This is a genomic window from Streptomyces sp. NBC_00984 (genome assembly GCF_045162475.1).
GTDB lineage: Bacteria > Actinomycetota > Actinomycetes > Streptomycetales > Streptomycetaceae > Streptomyces.
In genome coordinates this window covers 3,147,042-3,161,127 of record NZ_CP108734.1, presented here as the reverse complement: position 1 = coordinate 3,161,127, position 14,086 = coordinate 3,147,042, and the positions used below count along the sequence as shown (strand labels likewise).

At 72.2% G+C, this 14,086-nt stretch carries 8 protein-coding genes; 5 read left to right on the top strand and 3 right to left on the bottom strand.

Annotated features, from left to right (window positions below; all coding sequences use genetic code 11):
* Positions 1-154 precede the first annotated feature (154 nt).
* The 3 genes from OG520_RS13615 to moeZ all read left to right on the top strand — a co-directional run bounded on the left by OG520_RS13615 (position 155) and on the right by moeZ (position 3,202).
* Positions 155-1,120 (top strand): NAD(P)-dependent oxidoreductase, encoded by a 966-nt coding sequence (locus OG520_RS13615; protein WP_072483872.1) that lies wholly within the window; start codon positions 155-157, stop codon positions 1,118-1,120.
* Complete coding sequence (locus tag OG520_RS13610) at positions 1,108-1,938, top strand: spherulation-specific family 4 protein (RefSeq protein ID WP_406013344.1); 831 nt, start codon at positions 1,108-1,110, stop codon at positions 1,936-1,938. The genes OG520_RS13615 and OG520_RS13610 overlap by 13 nt, the downstream gene beginning before the upstream one ends.
* A gap of 85 nt (positions 1,939-2,023) precedes the next feature.
* Positions 2,024-3,202 (top strand): adenylyltransferase/sulfurtransferase MoeZ, encoded by a 1,179-nt coding sequence (gene moeZ, locus OG520_RS13605; RefSeq protein ID WP_266414620.1) that lies wholly within the window; start codon positions 2,024-2,026, stop codon positions 3,200-3,202.
* Positions 3,203-3,271: 69 nt separating this feature from the next.
* Here moeZ and OG520_RS13600 read toward each other — a convergent pair whose 3' ends face one another.
* The 3 genes from OG520_RS13600 to OG520_RS13590 all read right to left on the bottom strand — a co-directional run bounded on the left by OG520_RS13600 (position 3,272) and on the right by OG520_RS13590 (position 9,563).
* Positions 3,272-4,852 (bottom strand): alpha/beta hydrolase, encoded by a 1,581-nt coding sequence (locus OG520_RS13600; RefSeq protein ID WP_406013343.1) that lies wholly within the window; start codon positions 4,850-4,852, stop codon positions 3,272-3,274.
* Between the two features lie 162 nt (positions 4,853-5,014).
* Complete coding sequence (locus OG520_RS13595; RefSeq protein ID WP_406013342.1) at positions 5,015-6,619, bottom strand: alpha/beta hydrolase; 1,605 nt, start codon at positions 6,617-6,619, stop codon at positions 5,015-5,017.
* A 118-nt stretch (positions 6,620-6,737) separates the two neighbouring features.
* Positions 6,738-9,563, bottom strand: coding sequence for a lysylphosphatidylglycerol synthase domain-containing protein (locus tag OG520_RS13590; protein WP_406013341.1), 2,826 nt, complete (start codon positions 9,561-9,563; stop codon positions 6,738-6,740).
* Between the two features lie 221 nt (positions 9,564-9,784).
* Between OG520_RS13590 and OG520_RS13585 the strand changes: the two genes are divergently transcribed.
* Together OG520_RS13585 and OG520_RS13580 are read left to right on the top strand one after the other, a co-directional pair.
* On the top strand, positions 9,785-10,204 hold the full coding sequence (locus tag OG520_RS13585; protein ID WP_399328845.1) for an MGMT family protein: 420 nt from the start codon (positions 9,785-9,787) through the stop codon (positions 10,202-10,204).
* A 341-nt stretch (positions 10,205-10,545) separates the two neighbouring features.
* Complete coding sequence (locus tag OG520_RS13580; protein WP_406013340.1) at positions 10,546-14,028, top strand: ATP-dependent helicase; 3,483 nt, start codon at positions 10,546-10,548, stop codon at positions 14,026-14,028.
* Positions 14,029-14,086 lie beyond the last annotated feature (58 nt).

The following is a 14,086-nucleotide window of genomic DNA, read 5'->3' as shown; positions in this document are numbered from 1 at the left end:
CCACCACAGCCGTACCACTGCCACCGCACGCCCCGCGGAGCCGACGCCGCGGGTCATTGCCCGCCACTGCATCTCACTTCCTCAAGGAGACACCGGACATGACCCCCCAATCCCCTTCACCGGCAGCTCGCCGTCGGCGCCGAGGGGGCGCGCGATGAGGGTGCTGCTGCTCGGAGCCAACGGATTCCTCGGCCGGTTCGTGGCCGACCGCCTGCTCGCCGACCCCGCCGTGCACCTCACGGCGCTCGGCCGGGGCGACGACGCCGACGTACGGTTCGACCTGGCCAGCGGCAGCCCCGGCGCGCTGACCCGCTTCCTGGACGCCGTCCACCCCGGAGTGGTGGTCAACTGCGCGGGCGCCACCCGCGGCGGGGCCCGCGATCTGACCCGTCACAACACCGTCGCCGTCGCCACGGTGTGCGAGGCGATGCGGCGCAGCGGCTGCACGGCCCGGCTCGTCCAGGTCGGCTGCTCGTCGGAGTACGGGCCCTCGCAGCCCGGCTCGTCCACCGCCGAGGACGCGATTCCGCGCCCCGGCGGCCCGTACGGCGTCAGCAAACTCGCCGCCACCGAACTCGTCCTCGGCTCGGGCCTCGACGCGGTCGTGCTGCGGGTCTTCTCCCCGGTCGGGCCGGGCACCCCGGCCGGTTCCCCGCTCGGCAGGCTCGCCGAGGCGATGCGCCGGGCCATGCAGTCCGGCGACGGCGAGCTGAAGCTCAGCGGCCTCGGCGTGCAGCGCGACTTCGTGGACGTGCGTGATGTCGCGCGCGCCGTGCACGCCGCCTCGCTCTCCGCCGCCCAGGGCGTCGTCAACATCGGCACCGGCCGCGCCGTGCGGCTCCGGGACGCGGCCGCCGTCCTCGCCAGGGTCGCCGGGTACGCGGGCGCACTCCACGAGCTCGACGCGCCCCCGCCCCGGCTGCCCATCGGCGCCCCGCGCACCTCGACCGAGTCGGTCATCGAGCACCTCTCGGCGACCCCGTCCCCCTATCCGGACGGCTGCGGCGCCTGGCAGCAGGCGGACGTCCGCACCGCCAGGGACCGGCTCGGCTGGCGTCCCCGGATCAATCTGGAGGAGTCCCTCGCCGACATCTGGATGGAGGCGGCATGCCGTATCTGACCAGCACCGGTACGGCCCGCCGGACCAGCGGCGCCGAACAGTTCGGCTTCGGCGTGCCCGGTTACGCGCATCCACTGCTCGCACCGGCCGAATGGGCCGAACTGGCCCGCCCCGGCACCCCGCTGCACTGGGCCGTCCTCAACATCGACAACGGCCCCGGCGCCCGCCCCGATCCGCACTGCCTGGAAGCCGCGGGCCGACTCCGCAACGCGCGCGAGCGGGCTGTGCACGGCGAGGATCCGCAGGACTCGGTACGGGCGGCGGGCGGCCGGCTGCTCGGCCATCTCGACCTGGCCTTCGGCAGCCGCCCCTTCGGGGAACTGATCGCCGACGCCCAGTCGTTCCTCGACTGGTACCGCGTCGACGGCTTCTATCTCGGCCGCTGCCCGGCCGAGCGTGTCCACCTCCCGGCGGTGCGCCGTCTCACCAGCACCCTCGCGACGCTCCTCGAAGACGGCGACCGCCCGTACGGGGAGGGGATCGGGCCGCTGGTGCTCGGGCTGGGCACCCATCCGTATCCCGGCTATGCCGAGGCCGCCGACCAGCTGGTCACCTTCTGCGGACCGTGGACCGACTACCGCTGGTCGCAGGTGGCGGAGTGGACCGCCTCGTATCCGCCGGAGCGGTTCGCGCACTTCGTCCACGGCGTTCCGCGCACCCACCTCGACGAGGCCATGCGCATCGCCCGCTGGCAGGGCGCGGGCACGATCTTCTTCACGGATCGAGACGGCCAACAGGGACAAACGGACCCATTCGCGGCGCTGCCCAGGTACTGGGACGAAATTGTCTCGCGGATCGGACCTGGTATCTCGGAATGAGAGGGGGCGTGGCAGTGTTACGGCAAGAACAACCGTACGTAGATGAAGTACGTAGAAACCGACCACCTGCATTGTTGAGGTTCCTGTGTCGCTGCCACCCCTGGTCGAGCCAGCTGCTGAGCTCACCGTCGACGAGGTCCGCAGGTACTCCCGCCACCTGATCATCCCGGATGTCGGGATGGACGGACAGAAGCGGCTGAAGAACGCGAAGGTGCTCTGTGTCGGTGCCGGCGGTCTCGGTTCGCCGGCCCTGATGTACCTGGCCGCGGCCGGTGTCGGCACGCTCGGCATCGTGGAGTTCGACGAGGTCGACGAGTCGAACCTGCAGCGCCAGATCATCCACAGCCAGGCCGACATCGGGCGCTCCAAGGCCGAGTCCGCCAAGGACTCGGTGCTGGGCATCAACCCGTACGTGAACGTGGTCCTTCACGAGGAGCGGCTCGAAGCCGACAACGTGATGGACATCTTCGCCCAGTACGACCTGATCGTGGACGGCACGGACAACTTCGCCACCCGCTATCTGGTCAACGACGCGGCCGTACTGCTGAACAAGCCGTACATCTGGGGCTCGATCTACCGGTTCGACGGCCAGGCGTCCGTCTTCTGGTCCGAGCACGGCCCCTGCTACCGCTGCCTCTACCCGGAGCCGCCCCCGCCGGGCATGGTCCCCTCCTGCGCCGAGGGCGGCGTGCTCGGGGTGCTCTGCGCGTCGATCGGTTCCATCCAGGTCAACGAGGCCATCAAGCTGCTCGCCGGCATCGGCGACCCGCTGGTCGGCCGGCTGATGATCTACGACGCCCTGGAGATGCAGTACCGCCAGGTCAAGGTCCGCAAGGACCCCGACTGCGCGGTCTGCGGCGAGAACCCCACCGTCACCGAGCTCATCGACTACGAGGCCTTCTGCGGCGTCGTGTCCGAGGAGGCCCAGGAGGCGGCGCTCGGCTCCACGATCACTCCCAAGCAGCTCAAGGAGTGGATCGACGCGGACGAGAAGATCGAGATCATCGACGTCCGTGAGCCGAACGAGTTCGAGATCGTCTCGATCCCGGGCGCGAAGCTGATCCCGAAGAACGAGTTCCTGATGGGCAACGCCCTCCAGGACCTCCCGCAGGACAAGCGCATCGTCCTGCACTGCAAGACGGGCGTCCGCAGCGCCGAGGTCCTCGCGGTCCTCAAGTCGGCGGGCTTCGCCGACGCGGTCCACGTGGGTGGCGGCGTGATCGGCTGGGTCAACCAGATCGAGCCCGAGAAGCCCGTGTACTGAGACACCTTTTGGTACGGCGAAGGGGCCGGTCCGCACGGACCGGCCCCTTCGCCGTACCTCCGGGCCGCCCTACGAGCAGGTCTTGCCGTCCTCCGGGACCATCCCGTCGAGGAAGTACGCGTCCACGGTCGACGTCACGCAGGAGTTCCCGCCGTACGCGCCGTGCCCCTCGCCCTTGTTGGTGAGCATGATGCCCACGCCCTTGCCCAGCTCGTCCGCCATCTTCCGGGCACCCTCGTACGGCGTCGCCGGGTCACCCGTCGTGCCGACGACCAGGACCGGACCGGCGCCCGGAGCGCTCGCCTCCGGGTTTTCGTGCTCACCCTTCACCGGCCACTGCGAGCACCAGCCCGCCGTGTCCCACGCCAGGAACGGGCCGAACACCGGGGACAGCTTCCGGAACTCCGGCAGGAGCGCCTTCGCCTCGTCCGCCGTCGGCCGGAGGCTGCTGTCCGCGCAGGAGATGGCGCGCTGCGAGTGGTTCTGGGTGTCGTAGTGCCCCTTCTCGTCACGGCCGTTGTACGAGTCGGCCAGCTGGAGCAGCATGTTTCCGGTGCCGCTCCTCTCGGCCTCGTCCAGCGCCCGCGTCAGATACGGCCAGTTGCTCTTGGAGTAGAGCGGCATGACGATGCCGGTGACGGCCAGCGAGTCGTTGAGCTCGCGGCCCGAGGTGGTCGGCAGCGGCTTCTTGTCGATCCGCTCCAGCAGCCGGGCGATGCGCCGGGTCCCGGCCTTCGGGTCCTGGCCGCGGTCCTTGAGGTAGTTCTCCAGCGCCCGCTGGAAGCCGGTCGCCTGGTTGCGGGCATGCCCGATGGTGTCCGCGGTCGGGTCGACGACGGCGTCCAGGACGGTCCGGCCGACGTTCCCGGGGAAGAGGTGCGCGTAGGTGCCGCCGAGCTCGGTGCCGTACGACACGCCGAAATAGGTGAGCTTCTTGTCGCCGAGCACCTCACGGATCAGGTCCATGTCCCGGGCGGCGTTCGTCGTGCCGACGTACGGCAGGATCTTGCCGGAGCGGCGCTCGCAGCCGGCGCCGAAGTCCGCGCCGTCCTTCAGGAACGCCGCCTCCTCCGCCGCCGTGTCCGGGGTCATGTCGACCTTCCGGTAGGCGTTCTCCTGCTCCTTGTCGGTGCGGCAGCTCACCCCTTCGCTGCCCGCGACCCCGCGCGGGTCGAAGCCCACCAGGTCGTAGCGGGAGTTGAGGTTGCCGTACGAGCCGGCGGCGTGCGGCAGTATCGAGACCCCCGAACCGCCGGGGCCGCCGAAGTTGAACAGCATCGAGCCGAGGCGCCGGCTGGTGTTCCCGGCCTTCTTGCGGATCAGCGCGATCCCGATCGTCTCGCCGTCGGGCTTCGCGTAGTCCAGCGGCACCCGGACCGTCGAGCAGCGCCAGTCGGACCCGGGCGCGCTCTCGCCCGCGCGGGCCTCGCAGCCCTTCCAGTCCAGCCGCTGGGAGGCGAGGGCCGCGGGCAGCCGGGGGGTGCCCGGCTGCCCGCCCGGCGTGGTGGACGGCCGGCCGGCCGAGGGCGCGGCATCGTGGTCCGTTCCGTCGGCCGGCTTGTCGTCCGTACCTCCGCCGCAGCCCGCGAGCAGCCCCGTCAGCAGAAGTGCGGCGCCGGCCAGAGCCCCGGCGCGTGCGTGTGCGACCACGTGTGCGTCCTCCCGATGTGCCTGTACTCGCGGCGTACAGATGTGCCCGTACCTACGGCGTACAGAAAGTCCGCCCATGCTAGGGCCTTGCGTGTGGATCAGGCCGGGCTCGCGGGGTCCTGGAGCCGGACAGGCCCTGGGGGTCTTTTCGGGGACACGCCGCTACTTGCAGACGGTTCCGGCCGCCGGAACCTTGCCCTCCAGCAGGTAGCCGCCCACGGTCTTCTGCACACAGGCGTTGCCGCTGTTGTACGCGCCGTGCCCCTGGCCCTCGTACGTCATCTCGACGCCGACGCCCTTGCCCAGCGCGTCGGCCATCGCCTTCGCGCCTTCGTACGGCGTCGCCGGGTCGCCGGTGTTGCCGACGACGAGGATGGGGGCCGCGCCCGGGGCGCTGACGTCCGGGGTGTTCCAGGCGCCCGGTACCGGCCAGCCGGTGCAGGCCATCAGGGACCAGCCCAGGTAGTCGCCGAAGATCTTCGAGGCGGACCGGAACTCGGGGAGCTTGGCCTCGGTCTGGTCCGCGGTGAACCGCTGCTTGGAATCGGCGCAGTTGATGGCGGTGTTGGCGGCCATCGAGTTGTCGTACTGGCCGTTGTCGGAACGGCCGTTCAGCGAGTCGGCGAGGGCGAGGAGCAGCGCGCCGTTGCCGCCGTCGGCCTCGTCCAGTCCCTCTTCCAGCAGTGGCCAGGTCTGCTTGGAGTAGAGGGCGGCCGCGATGCCGGTGGTCGCCAGGGTCTGCGTCAGCTGACGCGAACCGAGCCCCTGGATCGGCTTCTTCTCCAGCTGGGCGAGAAGACCGGCGACCCCCTGCTCGACCTCCTTCGAGGTGGAACCGGGCAGCTTGCAGGCTTCGCCGCGGTCGACGCAGTCCTGGGTGAAGTTGTTCAGCGCGAGCTGGAAGCCCTTGGCCTGGCCGAGCGAGGACTGCTCGGAGTCCAGCGTCGGGTCGACCACCGCGTCCAGTACCGACCTGCCGACGTTCTTCGGGAACAAGTGGGCGTAGACGCCGCCCAGTTGGGTGCCGTACGAGACGCCGAAGTAGTACAGCTTCTTGTCGCCGAGCACCTGCCGCATCAGATCCATGTCACGGGCGGCATCGGTGGTGCCGACGTACGGGAGCTGTCTGCCGGAGTTCTTCTCGCAGGCCTGCGCGAACGCCTTGGTGTTCTTGACGAAGGCGTTCACCTCCGCGCTGGTGTTCGGGGTGCTGTCGGTCTCGAAGCGGGCGTCGAGCTGCTTGTCGGTCTCGCACTCCACGCCGTCGCTGCGGCCCACGCCGCGCGGGTCGAAGCTGACCAGGTCGTAGCGGGCGCGGAGCTTGTCGTAGTCGGTGCCGAAGGCGGGCAGGGTGGCGACACCGGAGGCGCCGGGGCCGCCGAAATTGAAGATGAGGGAGCCGATCCGGTTGTCCTGGTTCTTGGCCCTGGCCCGGATCAGCGCCAGCTGGACCGTCTCGCCCTCGGGCTTCGCGTAGTCGAGCGGCGCCCGCATGAACGAACACTCCCAGGGGGTGCCGCCGGGCAGCGGGGACGGCGCCTTTCCGCTGCCCTGCGCCGGGGACGGGGCGGGGCAGGGCTTCCACGTCAGTTTCTGGAAAGCGAGGTCGCCGGAGCCGCTCGCCTCGGCGGCGTTCGCCGCGAGCGGTGAGCTCTGCGGCCCGTCCGGGTCGTCCTTGTTGCCGCTCTCCGAGCAGGCGGTGATGGGCAGGAGCACGGTGACGGCGGCGGCCAGGGCGGCGGCGCGCAGGGCAGGGGAGGTCCTCATGGGCCCATGGTGCGGCGGGAAGCCGGTCGCTGCACGGGGCACCGGTCCAAGCGGGTGGCGGGCTGCGCCGCCGTCGCCCGACTGGCCTTGAGGGTCCCGCCCGGCGGCTGAAGGGGCGTCAGAGCTCGCCCTTGCGGGTCAGATGGTTGAAACAGAGCCAGCCGGGAAGCACCGGCAGCCACAGCGTCAGCAGGCGGTACAGCAGCACGGCGGGTGCCGCGACCTCCTTCGGCAGGCCGACCGCGATCAGACCCAGCGTCAGCGCGCCCTCGACCGCGCCCATTCCGCCCGGGGTGGGCGCCGCCGACCCCAGCGCGTTGCCGGCGAGGAAGACCACCGCGATGCTGGCATAGCTGAGATGCGGCACGTCCGGACCGCTGAACGCCCGCACCGAGGCGTCCAGGCACATCACGAACAGACCGGTCAGCAGCAGCATTCCACCGATGCCGGTCAGCAGCTTCTGCGGCCGCTGGACCACGTCGAGCATGCGCGGTACGACTCCGGCGAACAGCGACCGCACCCGCGTCACCACGAACTTCCGCAGGAACGGGACCGCCGTCACCACCAGCACCAGCACGGCGACCGTCAGCAGTCCGGCGATGACCGTCCTGGACGGGGTGAGCGAGGACGGGGTCTTCTCCGTACCGGTCAGATAGCCGAAGGCCGCCAGCAGCAGGATGTGGCAGCCGAGACCGAACAGCTGCGAGGCGCCGACGCTCGCCACGGCGAGCCCCGGGCGTACCCCGGCCCGTTGCAGGAAGCGGGTGTTCAGCGCCACACCGCCGACGGCGGCCGGGGCGACGATCTTCACGAAGGACCCGGCGACCTGCGCCAGCACCGTCTTGCCGAACGACACCCGTTCCGGCACGAAGCCCAGCAGGCTCATCGCCGCCGCCACGTAGCTGAGGGCGGAGAAGGCGACCGCGGCCGCCACCCAGCCCCATTCCGCCTGCTCGACGACCGCGCCGAAGTCGGCCTGGGTGACCTGCGAGATGAGGAAGTACGCGGCGATCGCACCGGCGATGCAGCTGAGCAGGGTGCGGGCCTTGATGCGTTCGAGACGCACCGGTTCGACCGGTGCCTGCGGCCGGATCAGCAGCACCTGCTGCCGCATCTGGGAGAGCAGATCCTCCTCGCGGGCCCCGTCGAGGGCGTCGTCCAGGGCGCGTTTCTCGGCCTGCTTCTGGTTGCGGAGCGCCTTGCGGTCCGCCTTGCGGCCCGTCCCGTGGTCGGTGACCGCGCCGGTGGCGACCGTCCCCTCCGGTGCCTCGGACTGCGTCCCGTGTTCGTGTGTCCTGGCCCGCTTGGCCGCGTCCGACGCCTCCAGCACCGCCTCGCGCTCCCGCTGCGAGCGCTCCCGGGCGAGCCGGCGCAGGGCCGCCCGGGTGGAGCGGCTCAGCGCGATGGGCTGGAGCAGCGGCAGGCAGTCCGCGACGGCGTCGGGACCGAGCACCTCCAGCGCCCCGGCCACGGCCCGCTCGGCGCCCACCCGCAGACCCGTCGTGGTCAGCAGCTGGGCGACATCCATCCGCAGGACCAGATCACCGGCCGCGATCTCGCCGCCGCGCAGATCGGTGACGAACACCTTGCCGGAACGATCGACCAGGATGGCGTCGCCGGTGAGCCTGCGGTGCGCGATCCGGCGCGACTGGAGCGCCTTCACCTGACGCCAGGCGCCGTGCAGCAACTCGTCGGTGATCTCCGAGTCCTCCAGCGCGTCCAGGGAACGGCCGCCGATGTGCTCGTACACCAGCATCACGGCGTCGGGTCCGAGCTCGGACGTGGCGATCAGCTTGGGCGCGTTGGCTCCGGCGGCGATCGCCGCGTAGGCGAGCAGCGCCTCCTGCTCCAGGGCCTGGCGCAGCGACTGGATGGAGCGGCGCTGGGTGATGCCGCGCAGGGTGAGCCTGCGCCACACCCGGTAGAAGAAGCCCTGGGCCTGCTGCTCGCGGTCGACGACCGTGACATCGAGCGGTGGCCCGTCCTCCAGGGAGACCAGATAGCGGCGCCCCCGGTCGCTCTGGTCGCCCGAGTCGGGGGCGTCGTCGGCGCGCATCGCGCTGACCGCGCGGAAGCCGACACGGCGCAGACCGGCCATCAGATGCTGACCGGTCGGCCGTACGTTCGGCGAGCCGACCGCGTACAGCGTGCCGTACGCGACGGTCCAGCCGATCAGCACGGTGAGAATGATCGAGAACGGGGTCGTGTAGCCGCCGACCAGCATGGCGAACGCGTCGAGCAGCAGCACCACCCACAGCACGACCCGCCAGCGCGGCCGTCTCGCCATGCCGACCGCCGTCATATAGGCGATCACCGGCGCGAGATAGCCGTGCACGGGATCGGTGAGCGCGTCACCGGGCTGCGGCTGGGTCAGGGCGTCCTGGATGGTGCCGGGGGCGGACTTGGCGACCCAGAGGTCGGCGGCGAGCGTGACTCCGTGGGCCAGTACGGCGGCGAGCACCCCGTCGGCGATCCGCAGCCCGTCGCGTTTGATCAGCCGCTCGATGGCGAAGGCGACCGGGACGAGCAGCACGGCGATGCTGGAGACCAGACCCGCGATCTTGATCAGGACGTCGGGCGCCTGGCCGGTGCCTTTGTTGATGTCCTGTTCGAGGCCGGTGGTCGTGCCGTGGGCGAACGCGGCGATCGAGAACAGGACGACGATCGCCAGGACCCCGATGAGGAGCCGCATGAGATCGGAGGGGCGGTGTACCCGGGCGGGGAGCAGCGGTTCGTCTCCCGAGACGCGCTCGGCCTGCTCCTCCGCGGCGGTCGAGAGCGTCGAGCCGACCGGATGTCCGGGGCGCTCTCCGCGCTCGGCAGCGGGTTCCACGGGCTCGGTACGGGGCTTTCCGGGCTCGCCATCCGGCTTTTCGGCGGGCGCGCGGGACGCGTCCGGCTGCGGCTCGGCGTCAGGGGCGTCCGCCGCCTTCGGTGGCTGCACGCCCTGCTCCTTCGTCGCCTCTGATTGGTCTTCGTGTTCTCGTATCACCGGTCACCGCCCGCACGATGGTGGCACGGCCCGGCGACGCAGGGGCGCATCAGGGTGCGCTGCACGGACATGGGAAGCGCAAGATACGCCCCTTCGCTTCTGCCCGCAGGCCCTGTGACCGGACGCACACGGACCGGGCCGGGATGTCGGTGGCGTACGGCAGGATGGACCGGATGAGCCAACACCGCACGAGCGGCGACGGGACGAGTGACGACCGCACGAGCCACGCACTGCCGGAGTACGCGGAGCGCGTGCTCGATGTCGCCGAGCTGATCCCGCCAGGCCGCGTCATGACCTACGGCGATGTGGCCGAGTGGCTGGGCGAGGGCGGTCCGCGCCAGGTCGGCCGGGTCATGTCGCTGTACGGGGCCGCGGTGCCGTGGTGGCGCGTGGTGCGCGCCGACGGGGCGCTGCTCCCCGGCCACGAGCTGCGGGCACTGGACCACTACCGCGCGGAGGGCACCCCGCTGCGTGAGGCGTCGCGCGGCGCGGAGGGCCATCTGCCGCGCCTCGACATGAAGCGGGCACGGTGGGACGGCGTCACCGCGGACGGGGGCGCGGACCGGGACAGGGGTGGAGGTGCTCACATCTGACAGCTTCGGCCATCCGGCGGCACAGGGGGCGGCACCGGGGCCGTACGACGTACCCGACTTCCGGGAAGTGATCCAGGGCTTACGGGAAGTGATCAAGGGTGCGCGGAAAGTGATCCACGGTCGAGTCTGTGGCCTGCGACGCGACGGGACCGTGGCCGCGCGCAGTGACGGAAAGCACGGCCGGCCGCAGGACCGGACCCGCAATGGCGTCCGCGCCCCGGAACGTGACGAGGCACGCAGCGCACTCGTCCCGGATCGCGCCCGCGCTGGCGTAGCTTCGTAAGTTCGCGGCGCGCACCGCACTCTCATCATCAGTACACCCACCAGGACCGGCGATCCACGTGAGCTCCTCCTCCTTCACCCGGCACAGTCCGCACCGTCGAACACGGCAGCGGTCCGCGGGCGCGTACCGACTGGTGCGCACCCCGCCGGGCTCCGTGGACCCTCCTCACCTGGACGCGGCACAACGCGCGGTGGTTGATCACCCCGGCGGCCCGCTCCTGGTGCTCGCCGGACCCGGCACCGGCAAGACGACCACGCTCGTCGAGGCGGTCGCCGCGCGCATCGCACGCGGTGGCGACCCGGCGCGCATCCTGGTGCTCACCTTCAGCCGCAAGGCCGCCGTGGAGCTGCGCGACCGGATGGCCGCCCGCCTCGGCGCCGCCCGCGGACCGCAGGCGACCACGTTCCACTCCTTCTGTTACGCACTGGTCCGCGCCCACCAGGACGCCGACCTCTTCGCCGAACCGATGCGGCTGCTCTCCGGACCGGAGCAGGACGTCACCGTCCGCGAGCTGCTCGCCGGCCAGCTCGAACTGGAGCGGGACGGCTTCGCCCACATCCGCTGGCCCGACGAGCTGCGGGCCTGTCTGACCACGCGTGGCTTCGCCGACGAGGTGCGAGCGGTGCTGGCCCGCAGCCGTGAGCTGGGCCTGGGGCCGGACGCGCTGGCCGCCTTCGCCCGCCGCACCGGGCGGCCCGACTGGGGCGCCGCCGCCGAGTTCCTCGCCGAGTACCTGGACGTGCTGGACGGGCAGGGGGTGCTCGACTACGCGGAGCTGGTGCACCGGGCCGTGCTGCTCGCGGAGCGCCCCGAGGTGTCGGCCCTGCTTGCGGGGCAGTACGACGCGGTGTTCGTGGACGAGTACCAGGACACGGACCCGGCGCAGGTCCGGCTGCTGCACGCGCTGGCCGGCAACCGGGGGAGCGCCCCGGGCGCCGGGAGCGGCCGGGACCTGATCGCCTTCGGCGACCCGGACCAGTCGATCTACGCGTTCCGGGGCGCCGATGTGAACGGCATCCTCGACTTCCCGGACACGTTCCGGCGGGCGGACGGCGCCCCGGCCCCGGTCGGCGTGCTCACCACCTCGCGGCGTTCCGCCGGACGGCTGCTGGCCGCCACCCGGCTGCTCACCCGCCGGATGCCGCTGACCCGGCTGCCCTCGGCGAAGGTCCGCGCCCACCGGGAGCTCGCCGCGGTCCGCGAGGGCGGCAGCGTGGAGGCGTACACCTATCCGACCGCGTCCACCGAGCTCGACAACATCGCCGATCTGCTGCGCCGGGCACATCTGGAGGACGGCGTCCCGTGGAACGAGATGGCGGTGCTCGTACGGGCCGGAGGCCGCACGATCCCCTCGCTGCGCCGGGCCCTGACATCGGCGGGCGTCCCTCTGGAGGTCGACGGGGACGACCTTCCCCTGCGCCACGAACCGGCGGTGGCCCCACTCCTGACAGCCCTGCGCGCGGTCGCCACGGCGGCTCTGCGCCGGGGTGCGCCGGGCGCGGAGGAGGAAGAGGAGGCTTCGGCGGCGGACGGCGCTTCGGCGGCGGAGGGTGAAGGCGCGGAGTCGCAGGGCGCTTCAACGACGGAGGGCGCTTCGGCGGCGGAAGGCGAAGGCGCGGAGTCGCAGGAGGCTTCGACGACGGAGGGCGACGGTGCGGAGGTGCCCTACTGGCTGGACACCGAGACCGCCCTGGCCCTGCTCGCCTCCCCCCTCGGCTCCATGGACGCGGCCGACCTGCGCCGCCTCGGCCGGGCCCTGCGCGACGAGGAGCGGGCGGCCGGGAACCGCGTACCGGCACCCTCCGGCGACCTGCTGGCCCGCGCGCTCGCCGAGCCCGAACGGCTCGTCGCGCACGATCCGGCGTACGCCCGAGGCGCCCAGCGCCTCGGCGCGCTCCTGCGCAAGGCGCGCGAGCTGCTCGAAGGCGGCGGCACCGCGGAGGAGGCGCTGTGGGCGCTGTGGGCAGGCACCCCGTGGCCGGGCCGACTGGAGCGCGCCGCGCTGCGCGGCGGCGCGGGCGGCCGCAACGCCGACCGCGACCTCGACGCCGTCTGCGCGCTCTTCGACACCGCGGCCCGCGCCGAGGAACGCACCGGCGGGCGCGGCGCGCTCAACTTCCTGGAGGAGGTCGACGCCCAGGACATCGCCGCCGACACCCTCTCCAGGCGCGCGGTGCGCCCCGACGCCGTACGGCTGATGACCGCGCACCGCTCCAAGGGCCTGGAGTGGCGCCTCGTCGTCGTCGCGGGTGTGCAGGAGGGGCTCTGGCCGGACCTGCGCCGCCGCGGTTCGCTGCTGGAGGCGGACCGGATCGGCCGCGACGGCCTGGCCGAACCGCTCACCCCCGGCGCCCTCCTCGCCGAGGAGCGCCGGCTCTTCTACGTCGCGGCGACCCGCGCCCGCGAACGGCTCGTCGTCACCGCGGTGAAGGCACCCGCCGACGACGGCGACCAGCCGTCCCGCTTCCTCACCGAGCTCGGCGCCGAACCGCGCGACGTCACCGGCCGGCCGCGCCGCCCGCTCGCCGTCGCCGCGCTCGTCGCCGAACTCCGCGCCACCACCGTCGACCCCGAGGCCTCCGACGCCCTGCGCGAGGAAGCCGCCCGCCGCCTCGCCCGGCTCGCCGCGCTCACCGACGACGAGGGCCAGCCGCTCGTACCCGCGGCCCATCCCTACCGCTGGTGGGGCCTGTACGAACCGACCCGCTCCGCCGTCCCGCTCCGCGACCGGGACCAGCCCGTGGCCCTCTCCGGCAGCGCGCTCGACCAGCTCGCCAACACCTGCGCGCTCCAGTGGTTCCTGGGCCGCGAGGTGAAGGCGGACGCCCCGGCGACGGCGGCCCAGGGCTTCGGCAACGTCGTCCACGTACTCGCCGACGAGGTGGCCTCCGGACGTACCCCCGCCGATCTCGCCGTCCTGATGGAGCGGCTGGACTCGGTCTGGGACGGCCTCGTCTTCGACGCCCCCTGGAAGTCCCGGCAGGAGAAGGAACAGGCACGGGCCGCTCTCGAACGCTTCCTGCGCTGGCACGTCATGGACCGCACCGGCCGCACCCCCGCCGCGAGCGAGCACGACTTCGACGTGACGCTGGAGGCGGGGGAGTACCAGGTGCGCATCCGGGGCTCCATGGACCGTGTCGAGCAGGATGCCGAGGGCCGGGCCTACGTCGTCGACTTCAAGACCGGCAAGCAGTCCCCGACCAGGGACGAGGTCGCCCGCCACCCCCAGCTCGCCGTGTACCAGCTGGCCGTCCGGGAAGGCGCGGTCGACGAGGTCTTCGACGGCCGCCGACCCGAGCCCGGCGGCGCCGAACTCGTACAGCTGCGCCAGCCCGCCGCCAAGAAGGAGGGCGGCGAAGCCCTCCCCAAGGTGCAGGCGCAGGAACCCCTCGCCGGTGAATGGGTCCCCGACCTGCTGGCCACCGCCGCGGGCCGGGTCCTGGACGAACGCTTCACCCCCACGACCGGCCAGCACTGCACGCACTGCGCCTTCCGGGCCTCGTGCAGCGCACAGCCGGAGGGCCGCCACATCCTGGAGTGAGCCGCCACATCCTGGAGTGAGCGGGGCGCCGGACCTCCACCGGCCCGGCACATTGTCG